The sequence below is a fragment of the Variovorax sp. GW531-E2 genome (genome assembly GCF_059423125.1).
The window spans coordinates 74,062-95,890 of record NZ_JBWKXQ010000016.1; the positions used below are offsets into that span (position 1 = coordinate 74,062).

General features: G+C 63.1%; 22 protein-coding genes. 13 read left to right on the forward strand and 9 right to left on the reverse strand.

Translation table 11 applies throughout. From position 1 onward, the window contains the following. Window positions 1-122: 122 nt before the first annotated feature. Together AC07XP_RS12485 and AC07XP_RS12490 are read right to left on the reverse strand one after the other, a co-directional pair. Window positions 123-2,177, reverse strand: a complete 2,055-nt coding sequence (locus tag AC07XP_RS12485) for a YadA family autotransporter adhesin (protein WP_495264837.1) — start codon at window positions 2,175-2,177, stop codon at window positions 123-125. Between the two features lie 104 nt (window positions 2,178-2,281). Continuing rightward, window positions 2,282-2,683, reverse strand: coding sequence for a hypothetical protein (locus AC07XP_RS12490; RefSeq protein ID WP_495264838.1), 402 nt, complete (start codon window positions 2,681-2,683; stop codon window positions 2,282-2,284). Window positions 2,684-2,874: 191 nt separating this feature from the next. Here AC07XP_RS12490 and AC07XP_RS12495 point away from each other — a divergent pair, with 191 nt between their 5' ends. Both AC07XP_RS12495 and AC07XP_RS12500 read left to right on the forward strand, forming a co-directional pair. Further along, on the forward strand, window positions 2,875-3,354 hold the full coding sequence (locus AC07XP_RS12495; RefSeq protein WP_495264839.1) for a hypothetical protein: 480 nt from the start codon (window positions 2,875-2,877) through the stop codon (window positions 3,352-3,354). A gap of 89 nt (window positions 3,355-3,443) precedes the next feature. Beyond that, window positions 3,444-3,983 (forward strand): hypothetical protein, encoded by a 540-nt coding sequence (locus AC07XP_RS12500; RefSeq protein ID WP_492734803.1) that lies wholly within the window; start codon window positions 3,444-3,446, stop codon window positions 3,981-3,983. 53 nt (window positions 3,984-4,036) lie between these two features. On the opposite strand, the gene AC07XP_RS12505 is transcribed toward AC07XP_RS12500, so the two are convergent. Continuing rightward, entirely contained in the window at window positions 4,037-5,638 is a 1,602-nt protein-coding gene (locus tag AC07XP_RS12505; RefSeq protein WP_495264840.1) for an MORN repeat-containing protein, read from the reverse strand. A gap of 188 nt (window positions 5,639-5,826) precedes the next feature. Between AC07XP_RS12505 and AC07XP_RS12510 the strand changes: the two genes are divergently transcribed. Further along, on the forward strand, window positions 5,827-6,177 hold the full coding sequence (locus AC07XP_RS12510) for a hypothetical protein (protein WP_495264841.1): 351 nt from the start codon (window positions 5,827-5,829) through the stop codon (window positions 6,175-6,177). Between the two features lie 19 nt (window positions 6,178-6,196). On the opposite strand, the gene AC07XP_RS12515 is transcribed toward AC07XP_RS12510, so the two are convergent. Further along, a complete protein-coding gene (locus AC07XP_RS12515; RefSeq protein WP_495264842.1) occupies window positions 6,197-6,484 on the reverse strand; it encodes a hypothetical protein in 288 nt (95 codons plus the stop codon). A gap of 1,055 nt (window positions 6,485-7,539) precedes the next feature. On the opposite strand from AC07XP_RS12515, the gene AC07XP_RS12520 reads away from it, so the two are divergent. Together AC07XP_RS12520 and AC07XP_RS12525 are read left to right on the forward strand one after the other, a co-directional pair. After that, window positions 7,540-8,616 carry an alpha/beta hydrolase gene (locus tag AC07XP_RS12520; RefSeq protein WP_495264843.1) on the forward strand — a complete coding sequence of 359 codons (1,077 nt, stop codon included), beginning with the start codon at window positions 7,540-7,542 and terminating at the stop codon, window positions 8,614-8,616. Between the two features lie 2 nt (window positions 8,617-8,618). Continuing rightward, the gene (locus AC07XP_RS12525; RefSeq protein ID WP_495264844.1) at window positions 8,619-10,565 is read left to right on the forward strand and encodes a caspase family protein; all 1,947 of its coding nucleotides are present in this window, start codon (window positions 8,619-8,621) and stop codon (window positions 10,563-10,565) included. Window positions 10,566-10,981: 416 nt separating this feature from the next. Here AC07XP_RS12525 and AC07XP_RS12530 read toward each other — a convergent pair whose 3' ends face one another. After that, window positions 10,982-11,380, reverse strand: coding sequence for a helix-turn-helix transcriptional regulator (locus AC07XP_RS12530; RefSeq protein WP_495264845.1), 399 nt, complete (start codon window positions 11,378-11,380; stop codon window positions 10,982-10,984). A gap of 355 nt (window positions 11,381-11,735) precedes the next feature. Between AC07XP_RS12530 and AC07XP_RS12535 the strand changes: the two genes are divergently transcribed. The 3 genes from AC07XP_RS12535 to AC07XP_RS12545 all read left to right on the forward strand — a co-directional run bounded on the left by AC07XP_RS12535 (window position 11,736) and on the right by AC07XP_RS12545 (window position 13,249). Further along, window positions 11,736-11,987 (forward strand): hypothetical protein, encoded by a 252-nt coding sequence (locus AC07XP_RS12535; RefSeq protein WP_495264846.1) that lies wholly within the window; start codon window positions 11,736-11,738, stop codon window positions 11,985-11,987. A 183-nt stretch (window positions 11,988-12,170) separates the two neighbouring features. Then, window positions 12,171-12,416, forward strand: a complete 246-nt coding sequence (locus AC07XP_RS12540; RefSeq protein ID WP_495264847.1) for a hypothetical protein — start codon at window positions 12,171-12,173, stop codon at window positions 12,414-12,416. A 191-nt stretch (window positions 12,417-12,607) separates the two neighbouring features. Further along, window positions 12,608-13,249, forward strand: coding sequence for a hypothetical protein (locus AC07XP_RS12545; RefSeq protein ID WP_495264848.1), 642 nt, complete (start codon window positions 12,608-12,610; stop codon window positions 13,247-13,249). 7 nt (window positions 13,250-13,256) lie between these two features. On the opposite strand, the gene AC07XP_RS12550 is transcribed toward AC07XP_RS12545, so the two are convergent. The 3 genes from AC07XP_RS12550 to AC07XP_RS12560 form a co-directional block, all read right to left on the reverse strand. Continuing rightward, entirely contained in the window at window positions 13,257-13,544 is a 288-nt protein-coding gene (locus AC07XP_RS12550) for a KTSC domain-containing protein (RefSeq protein ID WP_495264849.1), read from the reverse strand. 177 nt (window positions 13,545-13,721) lie between these two features. Continuing rightward, window positions 13,722-14,690: a hypothetical protein gene (locus tag AC07XP_RS12555; RefSeq protein WP_495264850.1), complete on the reverse strand. Its 969-nt coding sequence runs from the start codon at window positions 14,688-14,690 to the stop codon at window positions 13,722-13,724. An 8-nt stretch (window positions 14,691-14,698) separates the two neighbouring features. Further along, entirely contained in the window at window positions 14,699-15,529 is an 831-nt protein-coding gene (locus AC07XP_RS12560; protein WP_495264851.1) for a lambda exonuclease family protein, read from the reverse strand. On the opposite strand from AC07XP_RS12560, the gene AC07XP_RS12565 reads away from it, so the two are divergent. The 4 genes from AC07XP_RS12565 to AC07XP_RS12580 are packed head-to-tail and all read left to right on the forward strand — an operon-like array spanning window position 15,530 to window position 19,050. After that, on the forward strand, window positions 15,530-15,709 hold the full coding sequence (locus AC07XP_RS12565; protein WP_495264852.1) for a hypothetical protein: 180 nt from the start codon (window positions 15,530-15,532) through the stop codon (window positions 15,707-15,709). A 26-nt stretch (window positions 15,710-15,735) separates the two neighbouring features. Further along, window positions 15,736-17,646 (forward strand): hypothetical protein, encoded by a 1,911-nt coding sequence (locus AC07XP_RS12570; protein ID WP_495264853.1) that lies wholly within the window; start codon window positions 15,736-15,738, stop codon window positions 17,644-17,646. Continuing rightward, the gene (locus AC07XP_RS12575) at window positions 17,624-18,634 is read left to right on the forward strand and encodes a hypothetical protein (RefSeq protein WP_495264854.1); all 1,011 of its coding nucleotides are present in this window, start codon (window positions 17,624-17,626) and stop codon (window positions 18,632-18,634) included. Before AC07XP_RS12570 ends, AC07XP_RS12575 begins: the two co-directional genes overlap by 23 nt. A 32-nt stretch (window positions 18,635-18,666) precedes the next feature. After that, window positions 18,667-19,050 carry a hypothetical protein gene (locus AC07XP_RS12580; protein ID WP_495264856.1) on the forward strand — a complete coding sequence of 128 codons (384 nt, stop codon included), beginning with the start codon at window positions 18,667-18,669 and terminating at the stop codon, window positions 19,048-19,050. A 100-nt stretch (window positions 19,051-19,150) separates the two neighbouring features. Here the strand turns inward: AC07XP_RS12580 and AC07XP_RS12585 are convergent, their stop codons facing one another. Continuing rightward, window positions 19,151-19,750 carry a hypothetical protein gene (locus AC07XP_RS12585; protein WP_495264857.1) on the reverse strand — a complete coding sequence of 200 codons (600 nt, stop codon included), beginning with the start codon at window positions 19,748-19,750 and terminating at the stop codon, window positions 19,151-19,153. A gap of 89 nt (window positions 19,751-19,839) precedes the next feature. Here AC07XP_RS12585 and AC07XP_RS12590 point away from each other — a divergent pair, with 89 nt between their 5' ends. Beyond that, entirely contained in the window at window positions 19,840-21,828 is a 1,989-nt protein-coding gene (locus AC07XP_RS12590) for a hypothetical protein (RefSeq protein ID WP_495264858.1), read from the forward strand. Window position 21,829: the final 1 nt, after the last annotated feature.

Here is a 21,829-nt window from a genome sequence, read left to right on the forward strand (position 1 = left end):
GGCCCCGAGGGCGCGCCGGAAAAAGAGCGATACAGGCGTGGGACTGTGCCCGCGCCATGCCGTCGCTGGGAAATACGCTTTTCGTGTTTTCTTATGCGCGGCGGGTGGGCGGCGCCGTTGCGTCAGAACTCGCCCTTCAGCCCCACGCGCACGCCGACCGATCCGCTCGCGCCGCTGACCCCGGCGGAGAGCGCCAGCGGCATGTCCGTCGCGAGGCGGTGCACGACGCTGGCACCCATCGCGGAGTGGCCCTTGTAGTTCGCCAGCTGCGCGGCCCAGCTGGTCTTGCCCGGTGCGGACGGCATCGGCGCATCGCCCATCGCCATCGCCGCGGCCACGCCCTTGGCCGCGAAGCTGCGTGCTTCGGACACCGCGGCCGCGGTCAGCTGCTGTGCCTGCTGCAGGTTGACCGCGTCGGTGGGCAGCACGCCGGGCGCCACGTTGGCGATGCTGCGCGTCTGGCCGGTGGCGGCATTGCCCACCGACACCGAGTTGTCGCGCGTGGCCACGGAGCCTTGGCCGAGTGCGACCGAGTTCGATCCGGCGGCCAGCGTGTTGGCGCCCAGTGCCACCGCGTTGTTGCCCGTCGCGACGGCGTCGTTGCCCACGGCGGTCGTCGGATCGGCCAGCGCCTTCGCGCCCGCGCCGATCGCCACCGAGCCCGCGTAGCGCGCCTGCGCCCCGTTGCCGATCGCCGTGGTGTTGTCGCCGTTAGCGATGGCGTTGGTGCCCAGCGCCGTGGCGCCCGTGCCCGTGGCCTGCGTGCCGGTGCCGCAGGTCACATTGCCGCCGCTGAAGCTGCACAGGCCGTTGGACAGCGCCTGGTTCATGACGCCCTGCAAGGCGGCGATCTGCTGCATCGTGAAGGTGTTGGCCGTGGTCAGCGCGCCTTGCTGCACCTGCTGCAGCTGGCCGACGTTGGCGGCATCGGTGGCGGCGACGCCCGCGCGCACGTTGCTCAGCGTGGTGCCGGCGCCGCCGTTGGCGTTCAGCGCGACCTGGGCACCGCCCGCGCCGTACTGCACCGAGTTGTTCGCCACGCCCAGTGCGGTGTTGGCCGTGCCTTGCGCAGCGACGGCGGTGGCCTTGGCATCCGTGGCGCTGGCTTGCGCACCTTGCGCCGCGCCGAGGGCCGTGTTGGCGGTGCCCTGGGCCGTGGCTGCGGCCGTGGTTGCGGTGTTGGCCGTGCCCTGGGCGGCCGCCGCCGCGGCCTGCGCGGTGGCGACGCCCGCCTGCGCGGTTTGCGCGGCGCCCAGGGCGGTGTTGGCGGTACCTTGCGCCGCGCTCGCGGCGTCCCTGGCGAGGACGGCCGTGCCATTGGCCGCGGAGGCCGCGGCCTGTGCGGTGTCCGCGGCCTGCCGCACGGTGTACAGCTGGCCGCCGTTGACGGCATCGGTGCTGGTGGCGTTCACCGCGCCGGCGCTCACGTTGACCAGGCCGCGCGTCTGTCCCGTGCTGCCGAAAGACACGGTGTTGGCCGATGTGGCGACCGAGTTCGCGCCGATGGCCACACCGCCGTTCGCGCCGCTCTCGACCTTGCTGCCGGAGCCGATCGCCACGCTGCCCGTGGCCTGCGCCGCCGCACCCGAGGCGGTGTCACTCGCGCCGCCGATGGCGGTGCTGCCGTTGCCGGAGGCCTGGGCGCCCTGTTGGGTGCCCAAAGCGCTGCCGATAGCGACCGCGGCGTTGCCCGATGCCTGTGCGCCGCTGCCGCCCGATGGGGGGGGAAAGCCGCAGCAACCGCTAGCGCCGGTGCCTCCCGCGCCGAGCGCGATGGCCCCGCTGGTCGATGCCTGTGCGCCACGTCCTCCGGCGCCGCCCGTGCCGCCTGCGCTGCCCTCTCCACCGGTGCCTCCGCCTCCGATGGCCGTCGTGCCGCTTGCGGTGGCGCTGGCGCCGGCCCCTCCTGTGCCGCCGGTCCCGCCGGACGTTCCCACGCCACCATCGCCGCCCGCACCCAGCGCTGTCGCACCGTCGCCGGAGGTCGAGGCGGCACCTCCGCCGACACCGCCGAATCCACCCGACTGCACCGCGCCCACATTGCCCACGTTGCCGTGGACCAGGCCGGCCGCATGGACACTGCCGGCAACCAGCAAGGCCACGGCGGCCAAGTGCCGAAGGGCGCGGGGGCGCGGCGGTTGTCCATGGACACCGTGGATGTGGACGTGGATCGGCATGGACTCTTCCCCTGTGAAAGCAAACAAGACAAACGCGTCGAAGTGTGTCTTTTTGCCCTCGAGGGAGCCATCACCGAAAACTGGTACGAGCCCTCGCCGGGGTGCTAGATCGCCTTGACCTCGAAGTAGGCTTCGTCGGTGTCGCCCAGGTCGCGAAAGCCCACCGTGCGCGCAGCGTCGTAGGCCTTGACCCAGCGCGCGGCCAGCGCGATCTCGCGCTTGGTGAGGTCGGTGTCGCTCGACTCGCTGGCGTTCTGGAAGGCGCGCATCGCCGGCAGTACGTCGGCGCCCAGCTGCTTTTCGAGTTCGCGCCGGAAGCGTTGCTCCGCGACCCTGACCGCGTCGGCCGACGAGTGGGGGTAGTCGATCAGCTTGGCGGAAAAGGCGTCACGCGGCTCGTCCTCGGTGTCTTCGAGCGCGGCCGCAGCGGCGGCGGGCTCGTGGAAGTTGAAGAGGGGCGAGGGCGGCGTTGCCGGCCGGGGGAAGAAGAGTTCAGCTTGGGTCATGGTTCACCCAGGCGTTGGACTGGGATGCGTTCTTCGGCATGTGGATTCCTTGAGAATACTGTTTAAATGTACAGTATTGAATCCAGAATTCAAATGACAGACGGCGCGCATCTGGCGCGTGGAGCCCTCTGCTTTAATGGCGCCTTGCCGGGGAGGGCCCAGGCTGTGTCACAGAGGAAGGCGACGTGCAGATGGATTGGATGACCGTCCTGGGGACCGTCGGAGTGATCGTCCTTCAAGGGCTGTCGTTCTGGTTCCTCTACTGGCTCTGGAAGAAGCTCCGTAAGCCCAAGGCGCCCCGGGCGGGGGCTGCGCCCCTTGCAATCAAGGGCGGCGCGGTGCCCGTCGTGGCCACCTTCACCGGCCTGCGCGGACTGCCGTGGGTGGCGCTCGCGACCAACAGCCTGAACCCTGTCTTGCGCATCGAAAGCGAGCAACTCGTGTACCGCATGCTGCGCCAGCGCGAGCGGCCCTTCGCGGACATCCGCCAGGTCGATGTGCGCGAGGCCTATGGCACCTTCAACCTGATCTTCGAGTTCCACGACGCGCGCCGGACTTTCGTGGCCAATGTGGGCACGGCGGCGCGCGGGGCGCAGGCGCTGGCGCTGCTGCCCGAGAGCGTGCCGCTCTCCGCCCGTGCGCGGGAGGCGTTGCGGCCAGCGGGCGCCTAGGCCGGGGCGTGACGGGTTCGTGCGGGGCATCGGCGCGGCTGGCGTCGATGACCTGTGCACTGCGAGGCATCGCTACTACCATCGCGTCCATGCGCCTCACCTTCCTCGCCAGCCTTCTCCTGATCGCCAGCGGCATGGCCCATGCCCAGCAGGTCTATCGATGCGGCAACCAGTACAGCGGTGAGCCGTGTGGCGGCAGCGGCGGCCGCGTGGTCGACGTGTCGCCGCCGGTGCGCAACCTCGAGGCGGCCGGTGCGTCCCAGGTGTTTCTCTGCGTGAGCAACAGTGGCGGGCGTTTCTGGTCGCCGAATCACTGCCGCGAGCGGGGCGCATTGGTCGAGCGCATCGAGCCGGTCCCGGCCGGGCTGCCATGGGAGCAGCAGGTGGAGATGGCCGACCGGCAAACCCGCCAAGGCTATGCGGTCCAGCAACAGGCCGCGCAACAACGCGGTGCGACGTCACCGGGCGTGACGGGCACCAGTGGCGACACGTCGCGCTGTGCGCACTTCAACGAGCGGGTGGCCCACTACGACCGTTTGGCGCGGCAACCGCAGAGTGGCGCGACGCAATCCTGGATTGCGGAGCAACGCAAGGAGGCCCGGGATCAGCAGTTCAGGGCAAGGTGCTGAGGCCCGCGAAAAGCGGCTGCGCGTGAGGCCGTGAGGCCTGCACTCGCAGGGCCTCAACGGCCGGGTCCGAAATGATTCTGCGCAACGCACCGGCGCCCGCCGGATTGCACGGCATTGCAGGCGTTCTCGGCGGCAGCGTACTGCTGTTGGCGCGTCTGGCGTTCCGCGGCGATCTGGGCGGGTGTCACGCCGGGTTCGGTGGGACAGTTGGCGGCGATCATGTCCAGCACTGTTTTCGTCATGAACATCACCGTTTCCTGGCTGGCGGTGATCGAGGCATTGGGTGCGACCTTCGTCGCGATGACCGACTGCTTCATGGCTTCGCAGGTCTGGCTGGAAAGGCGCGTTCCGACAGGGCGGCTGGCCGCGTTGGCCGTGCCCCCTGGCGACGAACCTCCACCCGCGGTCGTGCTGCCGCCCGACTCACCCGTCATCTGCCGCGCCGTCGTGGCCGCCAGCGGATGGTCGGGGAAGCGGCTCATCAAGGTGCGCTGCACTTCGCGCGCGCGGGCGCGGTCGCCCTGGGCGTTCAGTTCGTCGGCGCGGGCGAACAGCTGGCCTGGGTTCATCGTCTGCAGGCTGGTACGGAATTGCTGTTCGGCCTGGGCCGCCTGCTCGCGTTTGCGCTGCTGTTCGGCTTCGGCGGCGAGCCGGTTCTTTTCTGCTTCGGCGCGTGCGGCGGCCTCGCGGTCGCGCGGCAGGTTGACGTCGGTCCGGTTGCCCTCGGTGTCGATGCGCGCGCCTACCGACAGCACGCCCTTGTCGTAGCGGCCTTCCTCGGACAGCGACCCGTCGGCGCGGTACTCGCGGCCCTGTGCGGGCTTGCCGTCCACGCGCAGGCCTTCGAAGCGGGAGCCGTCAGCGCGCGTGAAAGTGCCCTGCACGGCACCTGTGTCGGTCCAGCGGCCGACCAGGGTGGCGCCGTTCTTGAAGCCGTACGCGCCCGCGCCGACACGCTTGCCGTTCACATACTCGCCCACGAACCGGTCGCCGGTGGGGTGCAGGACGTCGAATGCCCCCTGCCTCTCGCCTTGCCGGTACTGGCCGCGCTGGATCTCGCCGCTGGAGAAGATCGTCGTGCCGGCGCCTTCTTCCTGGCCGTCCCGGGTCTGGCCGTAATAGACCCAGGTGGTGCCGTTCTTGCCATTGCCGCTCAGGGTATCGCCGGTGCCTGCATCGCGCACGCGGTTGCCGATGTCCTGTGCACGGGGCTGGACGTCGGGTCGGGCGCCCAGCGCACGCTCGTTGCTGCGCTCCTCGCTGTTCAGCTCTGCCGTGAAGATGGCATCGGGTGTGACTTCCTTGCGATAGCCGAACAGCAGCGTGCGCGTGCCTTCGCCAATGGCCGCCTGCAGCCGCTCCAGGTAGCTCTTGGCGCGTGCGCAGGTCTTCTGCACGTTCAGCACGAAGCGGCAGCCGACATGCGCGGCGCAGAGATCGGCCTGGGTGACTGTGGCCTCGTCCTTGAGCTCGGCGCAGTTGGCGATCTCGGGATTGACCTGAGCCCGAGCGTCCGCAGGAACAGCCAGTACGCAAGCCGAGAGGATGAGCACCGACAGGAAGTGGGTGGGGATCTGGATCGCGTGCAAGTGGCCATGCCGACCTCGGCGGTGGGAGGTGGCGTTAGGTTTTTGCGCGGTGGTCTTTATCGTCATGGCGTCATCCCCTCGATGTGAGACCAGTCGAATCTAGTCGCTCGATTTGCAAGCGAAATACCTCTTTTGTGGGAGTCCACGGAAACCAGTGGGCTGGGACTGGACTGGCCAAGAAAAAGCCCGCACGAAGGCGGGCAAGGGTGGTCCTGAGGAGAGGGGAGAAAAATTGGGCCACTGAACTCAGTCTGGTGGCCGATCTTCTCGATCAGCGCACCGAGGCATATTGGCTATTGCATGTTCCCCCGGTTGTATTGGTCAAGCCCACGCTGAAAGGCCGTTTTCCCGTTGTACGCCTGATCATTCTCCCGAAAATATTGGGCAGCAGTCTGAAAGTCCTTGGCGCATTGCTTGTAATGGTTGGCCGCCATCGGTCGGCGATTCTTTTCAGCCTCATGAGCGGCAGTTTCACATTTTCTTTTGTTGTCCATGGATGTCGTCCAATTGCTGGCGAGTGCATGAGAGGAGACGAATGCCAGCAAGATAGCGAGAGAAAATCGAACCATATGAACTCCTATAAAACCCCGTTAAATCAACGATGAAGTGAAAAAATGGCTCCCCTCAGGGTTCGCGCCGGATACGATTTGAGCGCTCCCTGGCTTCTTGAACGGACCCCGCTCCCCGGGTGTTGAATCGAACAAGGCACGTGGCGTGCGCGTCTTGGGCGCGCTTGAGCTTGGTGGCTGCGCAGTAATCTCTGTCGTCCTGTGTTCGCTCGCGCTGGCATTGCGCGCGCGTTGTCATGACGGCGCTGTCGAAGTCCCCGCATGCGCGCTGCGCTTCATTGGCGCTCGCAAGGGCGGCGCAAAGAAAAAGGCCGAATGCCAATAGCGGGCTCTTGTAATTCATCGACGTCTCCTCGTGGTGGAAGACCCGAATCTATCCATGCCATTTTGCAAACCAAATACCGCATTTGTGGGAGTCAACGGATACCGGTGGCACGGCAGCGATCACGTCTCGGAGGATGACTGGGCAGTCTTGGGAGAGATCGGAGGAGGGTTGTACCGCGAGGGAGCGAGCAGGCGACGGGCGGGTTGAACCTACCGCCGCATCCGTGGGCAGCAAGCGCGTCGACTTGACGGTAGCTCGCGCATGCGTGCTCTGTGCGTCGTCCTTCCGGCGGAGCAACGGCGCAAAAGTTGGAGCCCGGAGGGGATTGAAGGGCGAGCTGTAGGCCGCGCCAGCATTCGATTCCATTCGTAGGCGTTCGAATTGTTCCCCCGTCTGTTCCCCCGCATTGGATGTACTTGCTTTCGATGCGATCTCAGGGCGAGTAGGTGCGCTGCGAGAGAGCACCAAGGCCGAATTTGAGCTGGCCCGGGAGAACCCCAATTGCTCGTGCGCCGTTGCTGCAAAGAACGGTGGCGCCTACGCTGCAGTTCCCTGTTCGCGCAGCCAGGTCGTCACGCCGGGGACCTACTGGGTGGCAACTCGCCAAAAACCGTTACACGAGAGCTCGCGCCCCCGAGCGAGCGCCGCGTGTATGAACGAAAAGTCCTTGAATCCGAAAGAAAAATCATCTCCGTTGCGCCCATGATGGATTGGATGTATTGATCCTAAAAAGCTGTGGCAGAACAACAACTTAGCGTGAGCGGCGGCCGCTAACGTGACTCGCATGTGGCACTGCTCTGGGCGCAGGAGCAGTACCTAGAGCGGGGCAACGATAGTTGCTGTGCTTAGCGTCGTATGCCCATATGGGTATGCGGCAGAAATAGCGATGGACGTCTTGAGTGTAGGTTGCGACGCACTCTTCGTTGCATATGGCCCTACGATACGTTCCCCATACGCAATCGACGGGAGCGAGGATGATGGTTCATTCCACAGTGTTCGGGAGACAGGGCGCCGCGCGCCGGGTAGTACTCCTCGCAATTTGCTTTTTATGTGCAATCGCTGCTGCCGGTTGCATGACAAAGTATTCCGTGACAAGGTCTGTGGGAGAGCGCGAATGGAGTAAATCGCCCGACGGCGCATATTCTCGTGTCACTATTAATTTTGCTACCGACAGAGAAGTAATTTCAGGGCCTCGAATAGCGGATGTTTTTACAGGAAAAGCAGCTGGCAACGGCGAACTTTCATTTGGCTCATTAGTCGTTGCTATACCGAGAGACCATAGGTTTGCGGCACTTGAATCACCGCGTTGGTGGCGTCTGGAGCTAAATGGCGATCCAAGTAAACATGTTGTTCTACTGGAGGGTAGTATTCTTAGTGAATACTCGTTCAAAAAGACAATCGCCGAAGCATCTTCCACTTCAGATGATGGGCATCTTTTGGTTTTTATACACGGCTTCAACGTTTCTTTTGAGGATGGTGCAAGACGTCTGGGACAGTTAGTCTATGACGTTGGGTTTCGAGGCGCTCCACTTCTTTTGAGTTGGCCTTCGCGTGGCGGGTTGGAGAATTATTTTGCGGACGGGAATCAGATCGAAGTTTCGACCGGAAAATATGAAAAAATCTTGCTTGCGCTTCTATCTGAGTCAAGTGTCCGGCGAGTGACGTTTGTAGCGCATAGCATGGGAAATAGAATGCTAATTTCTCTTCTCGATAACATGAAGAAATCCGCGCCGAGCAGCTCGTGGTCCAAAGTTAAAGAAGTAATATTTGCCGCGCCCGACGTGGATGAACGATTGTTTTGTGAAAAAACTACACGAGCACTTTCGGATGGGCAAATAAAAGCAACGCTATATGCATCCTCAAATGATTGGGCGATGAAAGTATCGCGTGAGCTGAATAAGTCTCGTCGAGCAGGTGATGCTGGAGAGGGCGTTTTTACTCAGTTGAATGCCGCCTCTGTTGATGCTAGTTTGGCGAGAACGGATTTTATTGGTCATTCGTACTTTGGAGAATCGACATCCATCGTTGGGGATCTTTTTTATTCTTTGCGTGGTATTCCTCCGGCAGGACGTCCAGGCTTATCGTCTGTTAAGTCGAAAGATAAATCAAGTTGCTCGGGATTGTCCGAGTATTGGCGAATGGGAGGGTGAAAATGACAGGGATTTTTGGAAAATTCGCTCTCATTGTTCTGGTTAATGTTTTCATTTCAAATCTTGTTTTTGCTCAATCGGTAATTCTTCCCCGAAGCGCGCTTGTTATTGGAAATGCAAAATATCAATCACTCGAGCAACTTAAAAATGCAAGCAACGACGCCGTGGAAGTAGGAGCCGCACTTCGTGAAATGGGCTTCAGTGTGCACACAGGGCAAGCAGTTCAGAATGCTGGGCGCACGAAAATGTATGAAGTGCTTGATGGCTTCATCGCAGAGGTTCAAGCTCATAAAGGCCTGGCCCTGGTGTACTACTCGGGCCATGGTTTGGAAATAGATGGTGCGAACTACCTTCTACCTACTGATATAGTTGCATCTTCACAAGAAAGTGTACGTCGTGATGCAATTTCGCTCGGCGACATCATGCGACGCCTTGCTGCAAGCGGCGTTTCCGCATCCGCAATAATTCTTGATGCCTGCAGAGACAATCAGCTTCCAAAATTTGGGAAAGGGGCTGATGAGGGCGGACTGGCATTGGTGACGCCTCCTCGTGGAATGTTTGTCTTGTACGCTGCTAGCGCAAATGCAAAATCGTATGATCGTTTAAATAGCCAAGATGTTGAAACGACCGGCGTTTTCACTCGCGTGCTGTTAAAACACATCAAACAGCAGCCCACATCGGATATTCGACAAATCGCGCTTGCTGTCCGTGGCGATGTTGATAAATTGGCAAATGCGGCCGGCCGAGTTCAATTTCCAGCTTACTATGATCAATTGGTTGGTGATTTTCGATTTTCGGCATCAAAAGTCGCGTTTATCCCTATTAATCCAAGTCCGCAAATTGCTGCGAACGAAGGATCAAAGTCGACTATTCAAACTGTAACCAATAAGCAAGGACCTGATAGATGGGTTACGGCCAAAATTTCCAATACTTATCGAAGTGTCGCGCCTCACACAACGATAGACGAAAATTTAGTTGTATTGACCAGAGAGTCGATAAATGTTGTAGATCGAAATAATGGCGAGCTTCTTCGTCGTCTGCCTGCAATAGAGAACGCCCAATACTCAGGTTTTTCAATAAATCGCGAGGGAACGTTTGTAGTTGCTGTCGGCCGCTGGATGAACGTCTTGGCCGCTACCGTTCAATCTCCAAAGCCAGTTTTTTGGGACCTGAAAACTGGTCAGTCGGGTTATTTTGAGGAAACTGGATTGACTTATGGAAATTTGTTTGGGGTTGATATTTCGCCGATCCATCAATTTGTTGCGGCCTCCGGTGTGGGTGTGGTAATTTACTCCAGAAGTGGAGAGGTTTTGGCAAAATGGGGTGATGGGGTTTTTGCACTTCAACCCACTATAGAAAAAATTCGATGGGTGTCAGATTCATTATTGGTGGCGCTTGAAGAAGACAAGGTCACGCTGCTTGAATTTAATTCCGAGCGCGGTATTCTTCAAGAGTTGGGGAGCATTAAAACTCCAATGAGTACTAGTGATATTCGAGTCGATCTTAAGAATTTGAGGGTGGCTGTAATTCCTAGTCGTGGAGATAATGGATCGAATTCAAGTAGGTTTGTGGTCTATAATTTGCAGCCCTTGGAAGCGGAAAAATTTAAAACCCTTTACAGTGTGCCTATAGTAAATTTTGTCAAGGAGTATGATTCGGTCGAACCTCTACGCCGCCCAGATGATTATTGGAAAATCTCGGATGTGGTGTTTGGTTGGAAAGAGGGAGACAAGGATGCTGTTACTTGGGTTGCAAATCGCTGCAATAAAGAAGGATGTCGGGCAAATACGGTGCTTGGAACTCCTGCAGGCCTAAATAAATTTTCTATCAGCGTGGTGCCAAAATCTGGGGATAAGTTGAATAAAATAATTCAAACCTCCAAGGGTAATTCAATGGTGCTTTGGGAGAGTGGGGAGCTTTCTATTGGGCCGAATATTGTGTATAAGTGATCTCTCTGAATGGGTGTGGTGAGATTTTTGAAGAAAATGGCCCGTATCGTGGGCCATTTTCGTTTTGAAGCAAGCTTCTAACTCTTTCCGTGCCGCCTGCTGGCGGGCGTCCAAATACTGCACCAGGTCTTGGATGCCGATCCTCTTCGGAGACTTCTGGCGACTTGGATTGGTGCTAGCAAGAGGCACCGTATCTCGCCCTTTGTGCATTTAGCCGTCAACTTCTTCACTTTCAGATGGACGAAGTAGTCACGCTGTAACCACTCCTGAGGAATGACAGGACGTGGGTCGTACTGGGCACTAGCAGGAAGATGGTTTTCACGTTCAGCCGCGCCATTTCAGGCAGCCAGCGCTTGAGCAGCGGCCATCGATCGTGCTGGCGGATTGGGTGAGGTTCCCGCCGAAGCACGTGACGCCTACGCTGCAACTCCTTGCTCGCGCAGCCAGGTCGTCACGTCGCCGGCGCGCCAGCGTGTGCATCGCGCACCGTTCTTGATCGGCTGCGGGAAGTTGGCTGCGGCCATCTTTCGGCGGATCGTCGACTCGCCGAGGCCGGAGAGATGTTCGACAACGTCGATGCGCAAGAGTGCGTCGGGTATGAGCGCCGCCTGCAGGGCCTGGGCGGGTGGTCGACGGGGCCTTTGCGTCGGAACCGAGGATGAAAGTTCACCGGGTTCATTCAGCTCGGTGGCGGCTTGGATCTTTGCCCACAATCCAGCAGGCACATTCACTGTGATCCACTTTCCGGCGCCAGCGCGTCGTTGACTCGGGGCGCTGTGGCCGCATTGCAGCAGTTCGCGGAGCAGGGCTGTCATGCGGGCACCTCGATTTCTTCGAAGTGCACCACGGCGGATTCGAGCAGCGCGTTGATGCCGCGGACCAAGTGGGCGTTGTCGCCGCGGAAGGTGTCGTTCATATTCAGTCGCTCCATTTCGGGCAGCCAGCGTTCGAGCAGCGGCCGGTCGTACCGCCGTCGATCGCGCTGGCAGAGTAGGTGAGGCTCCCGCCGCAGCGTGTGCGGCGGATCGTCCGCGCTGCGTCTCGGTGGGGCGGTAGATGGGCGGCTGGCAGTGCTGACGTTGCACTTCGGCCATTGCGCGCGCCACCACGCTGGAGAAGGCTCCGAAGCCGAGCATCGTCATACTTGGCTCTCCACAACGGGACCAACGGATGGCTCACGATCTCTTCCTCATAGACGGTGGCTACTTGTGCTTCTGCCACGTCGAGCAGAGCGGCAATGGAAAGTGGCATGGTTGGGTGAATTTCGAGCGCAAGCAGGATCACGCTGCGCAGATGGTGCGTATCCCCGGCATGCGGCATGCGGCATGCGGCATGCCGTCGCGGGCAGCGACGACAGCCACCTTGATGCTGTCCTGGCCTGCGCGACCTACGCACGCTCCATCATCGAAGACGGTGAAGTAGGTCTCTGACATCACGGCCGGATTCTCCGGAGCTCAACCGCACACATCCAAGGGTTGGCAGGCGACCTGTCGGTGCCGTTGATTTCGTTCCACAGATTTGCGTAGGCACTGTGTGCAGCAATCGGCGCGCTGAACAGGATGGGGCGTTCCGTCATACTCCGGCCTTTCCGAAAATGAGGTCAACATGAATCGCCAACTGAAGACTGCAGAAGAAATTCGAGATGGAGTGTCTGAACGTCTTCATCAGGCAAGGAACGTTGTGGCTGATGGTGAAACGATTGCCGTGCCGCTGCCCGTCATCCGCCCGCCTGGTGCCGACGTGGATGGCTGCAATTGGACGATGCTGAAGTTCGGCAATGGAACTAGCTACCAAGCCGAGATCGCCGAAGCAGTTCGCTTTTTCATGCAGCGGTGGAATATGAAGGACTAACTGCCAGGCGGTGCACTGTCGTGGGGGCGGCCATCTAGAAGCCAGTAACGCGCAAACGCACGACGGCCCGTGCACACATCGGTCAGCCATTGGGGTATTCGGAGGCGATTTCATCTGAGCTGGCTATGTCCACTCTCACTCGGCTTGTTTGTCCCGCGATGTAACAATCTCGCGACGAAGGAGTGATGGAAATGCGTTCGAAACTGTGGGCAACTCGATGGTTGCTGCCTTGGTGCTTGCTTACCTTGGTGATCGTGGCACTGATGGCGTGGCTTGGGATTCCTAAGCCACCGACGCAGTCGGCCGACTACGCTGGATGGATTCAGGCAATCTTCTCGGTGGTTGCAATCATCGCTGCAGTCCTGCTGTCTAACGTGCAGCATCGCCGAGAGCGTGTCATCGAGTTCAAGCGTGCTCAGCAGGAAAAGCTCGATCGCATGATGCTGCTGGCGCATCTTCTCGGGCATGCTTTGAGATTGGTTGATACCTTGCCTAAAGAAGACGAGTTGCCCGAGCTCGCCGCTGTGCACGCGAAAGTGTTCGACGTTTCTGCTCTTGATCGGGCGACCACTGCGCTGGAACGACTCGGTCCCCAAGACGTTCCAAATGGGCTCACCCTCGTCCTGCTGCTCAACTGCATCGGTGACCTTCAACGCATTCGAGCTATCGCGGAGATAGCGCCCAGATACCTGCAAGCCGCCGTTTCCTCTCCTGCTGTGTGGGAGCCGCAGAAGAAAGAACTGCATCGCGCTCGCGAGCAGGTACGTACCTTGTACGGAGCCGTCATGAAAGATGCCACAGACTTTCGCAAGACACATGATCTAGATTTTTGACGTTGGTTCAGGTGGTCGGGGCTGGCGTGGATTTCTTGAACGCCAGGGGCTTGATGTGCTTGCCGAAGAACGCGCCGATGGATTCGGCTGCGAGGAAGTCGGCGTGCACTTTTGCGTCGACGCCGGGGTACTGGTAGACGGTGCCGGGCCCGCGGGTGAAGGCCACGGCGAGGGTTTTGCTGCCGGCGTCGTAGCCGATGGAGGCCACCTGCTGGGACTTCACGGGCTTCATCGCGATGACGATGAGCTCGGCTTCGTCGTTGGTGGAAGCAGGTACGGGGGAGGTCTTGGGCATGGTTGCTCCTGGTGGTGATCGGTCAGGCGGCCAAGCGCAGCGCGTGCGCGGCCTTGGCTTCGGTGGCGCGGCGCGCGAGGGCATCGCAGATGGCGGGGAACTGGTGCTCGTGAAAGAGCGTGGCGCCGCGCTCGCGGGTTGCGGCCTCGACGCCCAGGCCCCGCAGCTGCTCGGCGGTCAGCGTGAAGCCCAGGCGCGCGGCGATGTCGCCGATGCGCAGCGTGGGGGTGCCGGCCGGTGCGGACTCGTTGGCGGCGACGGTGCCCGCGGCGAACTGGCGAACTGGCGGACGGGCTCGGAGGCGGGGGCGGGGTCCGTCGCATGCGTGATGCGACCACGCGAAGGTGCAGCAACGGCCCGCGGCGGGCTGGGCGGCTCGGCCGCCGCTGCCGCTTCGACGATTTCTTCCTGCGCTGCAGGTGCCACGGCGGGCTCCGGCGCGGGCGCGGGTGCTGGCGCCGCCTGCTGGCGCCTCATTTCCTCGAGCTGGGCCTGCAGCCGCTCGTTCTCGGCGCGTAGCTCTTCCACGGCGGCGCGCTCCCGTGCGTCGGCGATCATCTTTTCCAGCGCGCGGATGGTCGCGTCCTTCTGAGCAGCGGCGCGCACCGCGTAGTCTTCGAAGACGGCAGCGCTCACGTCGATCTCGCGCACGTAGGCCAGGCCGGCTTCGATTCGTTCGATGGACAGGCCCTCGGCCTTGGCCACGTAGCCTTCGATCTTGGCGATGGCGTCCAGATGCAGCTGCGCGCGCTCGGCTTCCTTTCGGTCGCGCTCGGCCTTCTCGGCGGTGAGTTTGTTTTCGTGCACCGTGATCTGCTCGTCGACGGCGGTTTCGACGGGCTTCACGATCTCGATCAGGCGCGCGGCCTCTCCATCGACCACTTTCTTGCAGTCGTTGAGCTGCTCCTTGGTCCTGTCGCGCAGGCGCTGCAGGGCGAAGCGGCCCGATTCGCGCAGTTCGAGGCGTGTGTCCTTGGCGGCCTTGAAACCCTTCGGCGTGCTCATGTCGAAGGCGACATCGCGGTACCGCTCCGCGAGGGTCTTGACCTCGGTTTCGAGCGGGGAGAAGAGCGCGAGCGCGGCCTGCGCAATGGTCTGCGGCTGGGCGGCAACTGCGTTCGGGGTGACGGTGGAAAGTTCGGACATGGGGCCTCTCAGAAGGGGTTGTCGATGACTGCATTGCCGGCGCGCGCGAGCGGTGCGGGGTCTGCGAAAAGGGCGGGTTGCGCGGCGGGCGTGGCCGTCTCGGCCGCGGTGCTGGTGACGACGGCAGGCGGCGGAGCCGCTGCGACTTTGTCGGCGCCGGACATCTTTTTCGGCGTGCGCAGGATCTCGAGATAGCTTTCGACGAGACGGCTGAAGTCGATCAGGTCCACTTCGAGCGCCTCGATGGCGTCCTCATTGCGGTAGATGCGCTTTACGAACAGGTCTTTGCCAACGGGCTCCAGCCAGGGGCAGTACACGACCAGGTCGCACCACTTGCGGCCGGTGATCCACAGGCCGCCGTTGATCTGGTCGAGGTACTCGAGGTGTGCCGTCTCCGGGCTGGTCCAGACCTGGCCCAGCTTGTCGCAGGCCAGCGGGCACTTGATCTCGACCATGCCTTCGTCGTCGGTCAGGCCGTCCGAGGAGTACCCGAAGCGCTCGTCATCGGTCAGGATCAAGCTGACTTCTTCGACCAACGCGCCGGTGCGCGCTTCGTAGACCATGCGGGCCCGCGGCTCGAGGTCGCGGCCACGGCGCATCGCGTAGGTGACGAACGTGTCGTCGAGCGGCTCGCGGCTGATCGTCTCGAACGCGACCAGCCAGGCGTACTTGATCGCGGCCGCGCCGGGCTCCGTGGTGGGCTCGCCGCGGAGCGCCTTGGTGATGGCGCCTGCGGTCGACTTCAGCTTGTCGCCCGCCTTGGCGCGCGCGTCCGGCTCTTCCATGCCCAACTGAAGGGCGTCGACGTAGAGGCGCTGCTGGTCGGTGAGCCCGCCCACGTGCTCTTCGAGTCGAAGAACCGCGGGCTGACGTGGACCAAGCGCGCGACCATCTCCACGAAGGCCACCGAGACGCTGCTCGGCCCGGCAGGTGCCAACACCGGCCCGCGCTCGTTCGGCGCCGTCGTGTACCTGCGCGATGACGGCCGGCCCAAGAACGCGACACCCGGCGCACCGTAGCTGTCCGATGACCGGATCACACCACCATGACCAATGCACTGAAGCGGAGCGGCCACGCCTACTCGATCCCCGCGACGCCCTACATTCCTTTCCGTCCGGCATACACCTACGTCGAGCCGGTGATGGGCTACACCCGGCCGGATGGCTGGTCGATGGATGTGAGCTCGCCGTACTCACCGCCCCCGAGTGGGACGGGCTCAGGCGGCGGAACCCTGCTGCCTGACGGCACCTGGTTGCCAGCCGGCTACTCGGTCGTCGTGAAGGGCGTCAAGCCGCCCAGCACAGGCGTCAGCACGCCCGTGGGTAGCAGTCAGCCGACCTACGGCATCGTCGGCTATCGCTTCATCACCGTGCCGGAGCAGCCCGAGCAGCGTGGCTCGCCGGGCCGGCGCGTCTCTGAGCCACCATCCGGCTGGAATTCCTTCGGCCGGTCGTTGCGCGGCATCACCGCCGGCACGGCGAAGTTCACCATCCCCCCTGGTGTCAGCGGTGTGGTCGCCGGCCTGGCCGAGTTCTCCAAGCCGAATGCTGGCTATGGGCACATCCGCCACGGACTGCGCTTCGCCGGCAACCGCGTCTACAACGCGCGCACTGGTGCGGACCTCGGCGAGTTCATTGACGAAGACGAGTTCGAAGTCGTCTACGACGGCGCCAAGGTCGTGTTCATGCGCAACGGCGACGATCTGGACGCCGAGCCTGCAACCTACCGGCGTGAGCCTCTGTACCTGTCGGCCGCGATGCATGACGTTGGCGACATGGTGGACAACCCCTCGCTGGTAGACGTGGGCTTCGGCACCAGCAAGAACTTGCTGCCGGCCCTCACTGTGCTCAGCTCGGACACAGCAAGCGGTGAGGCCATCGCAATGCTGCCGGCACTGGTGGTTGATGCTGGATCGGGCAATTTCGGCCTCGCGTCGCTTCCGGCGCTGACCAGTCTGGCCGCCAGCGGCGCCTATGGTGCAGTGAAGGCCTCAATCCCGGCGCTCACGAGCACGAGCTATGGCGGCATGGTCCCAGGCGTTGGTTCCAGCGGCGCAGATGTCTCGTTGCCCATGCTCGTGTCGGTGGCGATCGGCCAGGGCGGCGGCATGGCTCAAGCATCGGCGACCCTGCTGGCGCTGACGGTCCTCGCGGGCGATGCCGCCTACGGTCAAGGGAAGGCCTCATTGCCTGCGCTGACCTCGTTCGTTTGGGGCGAACCGAACGACGAGGGCTATGCGCTGGAGACGATGGCCAGCAGCACCACCGCCGCGGGCAACACCGTGCAGCTGGTCACGGTGCTGGAGCATGTCTCGCTCGGGAGCACCGCTGTCTCCACGACGCTGCTGGACGCAGTGATCCAGGAAGTCATCAGCGCTACACCTTCGGTGGCGACCGAGCAACTGTTGGAGGCGGTGGCGCGCACCTTCATCCAGGCGGGCTCCACTGGTGTGCTGGAGGGCGCCACCGGGCGCACCGACCAGGACACCTGGGTCTGGCACGCCGACGCCAAGGGCAGCACGGTGTATCGCAGCTACCCGTTCAACAGCTTCGCGGTGATCGACGGCAAGCACTACGGCGCCAGCGCTGACGGCCTGTTCCTGCTGGAGGGCGACGACGACACCGGTGCGCCGATCCGCGCGAGCATCGACCTCGGGAAGCTGGACTTCGGATCGCCGTTGCAGAAGACCATCGCCGAGTGCTACGTGGGCATGTCGTCCAGCGGGAACCTGTTCCTCAAGGTCATCGCGGACGGCCGCGAGTTCATCTACAAGACCCGCGGCTTCTCCGAGCACATGCAGCAGCAGCGCTTCACGCCGGGCAAGGGCCTGCAGTCCAACTACGTCACGGTGCAGTTCTTTAACGAAGACGGCGCCGACTTTGAAATCGACACGGTCAGCTTCCTCGTGGCTGCCCTTCAACGGAGGATCAACAATGCCCATCGTCACCGTCCCTGACCCGATCACCGGCGGCGCCGGCGCCGCGGTCACGACCACGCAGGTCATCAACGCGATGTGGGACAACTCGCAGACGCGCACCAACGAATCCAACGCGCGCATCGCGGCCGGTCTCGGGGACATCGGCCCGGCGCCGATCATCGGCGTGCCGGTGCTCGACAAGAGCTACGTGCCGCCCCTGCCGCCGCAACTGCAAGACCCGAACATCATGAACGGGGAGGCGATGTACAACACCCAGCTGCAGAAGCTGGTGAACCTCATCGGGCAGGGCATCGCGGACTTCTTCCAGAACTACTTCCCCCTCGGCCCCTACGACCAGGCGGTGGAGTGGCTTCGCAAGGCCATCGTGGACGGCGGGACCGGGCTCAATGCCGGCGTCGAACGGCAGCTCTGGCAGCGCGGCAAGGCCCGCGTGCTCGAAGAGAGCATGGAAGCCGAGGACAACCTGACCGCGGGCTGGGCCGCGCGCGGCTACCCGCTGCCGCCTGGCGCACTGGTCCACGGGCTGCAGCGCATCCAGCTGGACCGCAGCCGCAAGCTGGCCGAGATCAGCCGCGACATCGCCATCAAGAGCGTCGACACCGAGATCGAGAACGTGCGCTTCGCCGTTCAGCAGACGCTGGACCTGCGCTCGAAGGCCATGAGCGCGATGGCCGACTACATCCGCACCCTGATGATGGGTCCGCAGACCGCCATGCACCTGGCGACCGGCCTGGCCGGGCTCGAGCTCGACGTGAACCGTTCGATGGTCGCGCTGTACTCCGCCGAGGTGCAGGCGCTGCAGCCGCGCGTGCAGCTGGCCATCGAGGATGCGCGCCTGCAGGCCGGCACGAATGAAGCGAACCAATGCGCCATCGTTGCCACGGCGCAGTCGAAAGCCGACCTGGCCAAGGCCGCGGCGACGATGCTGGCCTCGCAGGCCAGCGCCGGCATCAACGCGATCAACGCCTCGTCATCGATCAGCGGCGGCGATAGCACTTCGCTGTAACATCTTGACGCACCAACAACGAGGAGCGACCGGTGACCGACCTGGACGAAGAACTGAAGCGTGTCCGTCTACAACGCGAGAAGCTTGCTCTTCAAGAAGATGAGCGACGCGCGGCGAGTCGGCAGCAGACTTCGGACATGGTGCGCACAGTGGCATCGACTGCGGCGTCCACTACGCGCGAAGTAGTAGACACGACCTTGCGCGTCGGCGCCGCGTTGGGGTGGTGCTTCTTTTTCGGAGTGGTCGTCGCCCTTGCACTTCTGGTGCTTTTGACTGGGGGAGACCATGCAGGCATGGGGCAGGGTTTTGCTAACCGCTTCGGCTTCTATTCCAATCAGTACTTTGGTATTTGCGCGCTGATCGGCCTCGGCGCTGCGGTCTGGTGCTACTACCAGTTTTTTCGACATCGGGTCTAGTCCTCTCGCGCAAAAAATCGTGGCATCCTGGCTCCGAGCCCGACGGGTCCGAGTCATCAACGCATCGTCATCGATCTGCGGCGGCGGATAGTTCGCGGGTCTAAGGGGTTGCTGGTTTGACGACCGCGGGCTGGGCTGCGGTCGTCGGCAGGTTCAGGTAGACGGCCGCAACGGCCACGATAAGTGCCGTGGTGGCGAGTGCACCGGCGAAGTACTTCGTGAAGACGAAGGCGCGCTCGCCAGTCTTCACTCGCTTCCACTCCTTCTTGAGCATCGCTTGTGCGGCAGAGGTCAAAGCGTCGAGCTTTGCATCGCGGATGGACACGTCCTGCTGAAAGTCCGGCAGCTGGATGTGGTGGAGGGCAGTCAGGAATGCGGTGTGCTCGTCCGGATTCGCCCGCAGCTCAATCCGAGCGATGAGCGTGCGCACGTTCACCATGTTCGAGTAGCGAGCTTCGATCTGCGCCTCGGTTGTTTTCAGGTCTCGTCCCGCCATGCGGTCGTTGGTGTCGTGAAGCAGGGCTGCTTCGCCTATCAGCTCAGCGATGTCGTTTCGGAGCGCATCGACCCACTGTTGCCGGAATTCCGAGGTCTTCTGCTCTTTCGACAGCACCGAAACCAGGAAGGCCACCAGGCCGCCGATGAATGCGGCACCGATGGTGGCGAAGGCAGTGAAGGCCTGTGGAGTGACGTGTTCCATGCACAGATTGTTGCATTCCCCCTCTGGGGTTTGGTGCGCGGGTTTGTAGTCGAAAGAATCGCGCGATGCGACACAAGAAGGGATAGCCCATGTACGGCTTTCAACCACGCTCGGCACGCAAGGCCCAGCACAAGGCGAACGGTGGGCCCATCCGTGGGCCTGGTACCGGCACGTCCGATTCCATCGAGAGGACGGTGCCGCAGGGCAGCTACATCATGCCGGCCGACTCCACCGCGCAGCTCGGCGAGGGCAAGCTGGCCAGCATGGGCGCGCCAGTGCCGGTGCGCGTCAGCAATGGCGAGTTCGAGCTGCCGCCCGAGCAGGTGCATGCCGTCGGCGTGAAGGCACTCGACGCCATGAAGAGCGCCACGCATGCCCCGGTCGGCGGTGCGCGCGGGTTCAAACCGCGAGGCGTCGAGCCGCCCATGTTCTTCGCCAATGGCGGAGACGTGACGCGCGTCGGCAATTCGTACAGCGGCGGAGACGTCTCGGGCCCCGTCACGATCAACGGTGGCGCGCCGCGCGGCACCATGAGCGTGGCGGACCCGTACTCGACGCCGCCGGCACCTGCGCCCGCGCAGACCGTTCGCACCGTCGCCGTGACGCTTCCTCCTCCGCGCACCGCGCCTGCGCCGGTCGCTGCTGCTGGCCCTGGCGTCATCGACAGCTCGGCGCAGCGTCAGCAGTTCTTCGACCAAGCGACTGCCGGCACGGCGGCCGCGCAGGGTTTCGCGCCACGCAGCGCGCGCGCACCCAGCGCGCTGGGGCCCGCGGTTCCGGGGGCTGATCGCGGCTTCCAGCCGCCCGGCGCAGCTGCGATGCTCGCCAGCGGCCTACCGAGCACGTCGGAGCAGGATGGCTTTGGCTTCCAGCCACGCGGCTTCGCGAATGGCGGGGTCGTGAAAGAGGAAGAGAGCGGTGGCGCAGTCTTCGGGGTCTACCCGAAGCCGAGCAGCACGCGGAGCACCAATGCCAACGACGCGGCGCTGCGGCGCGGCGTAGTGGCCACCGGACCCTCGGGCTTCCAGCCGGCGAGTGTTCTGCCGGCCGCCAGTAGCCCGGCGCGCCTGAACAACCCGACCGACCCGCGAAGCACGCAGTTCGCGGGGCCGGTGTCTGAGCGCGCGCCGGTCGGATTCGCTCCGCCTGGCACGGCCGCGCCGTGGGCGCTCGAGCAGGAGCCGTCGGCGGCAGGAGCCACCGCCCCAGCAGCCGCGCCGGTGCCGGTGGCCGAGGTACCGTCGACGAGCGCGCAAGGTTTCGTGCCCAGCCAGCGGCGCAACGCCTTGGGGTCGACGGAGGATGCGAATGCGCAGGCCGCCGAGATCCGCGCCGCCAACGCTTCGCTACCTCAGGGCGGCGCAACCATCATCTACGGGGCCGGCGGTGCGCAGGCCGCGCGCCAGCGCTTCTTCGACGATGCGAACCTGCGCACCGCGGCCGCGCGCGGCTCGTGGTCGCCGCGCCGTGGCTTCCAGGCCGATGAGGGCGCCGTTCGCGCCGCGGCGGTGCCTGTGCAGGCCCGAGCGGCTGCCGACATCGAGAAGGTCCGCCAAGATGGCGATCTGCAGCGCGCGGCCGTGGGCTTCCAGTCGCTCGCGCAGCGTGAAGCGGCCGCCGCGCGCATGCAGGGCGAGCGCATCGCCGCCGAGGATCGGCGCGCAGCTGACGCCAACTCGATTCGGCGCGACGAAGTGGCCGGTGCGAACCGGCTGCGCGACGTGCAGGTGGCGGCCGCTCAGGATGAAGCAGCACTGCGCCGCACGCTGCTGGACCCGAATGCGTCGACGGGCGACCGCGCGAAGGCGCAGCAGGCCCTGCTTGCGGCCCAAGGCAAGGTGGCATCGCCCGAGTGGAGCGTGCAGGTCACGCCGACCACGAAGAACGCGGACGGCAGCTCGACCGAGGGCAGCATCTACCGGGTCAACAAGACCACGGGCGATGTGCAGCGTGTTGACGGGCAGGGCGGGGCAAACCAGCCGATTGCGGCGAATCCCCAGGCCCTCGCGATCAAGAACAACACGGGCATGACGCTCGAGCAGAAGAAGGAAGCCCTGCGAAAGCTGGGGTACAGCTAGG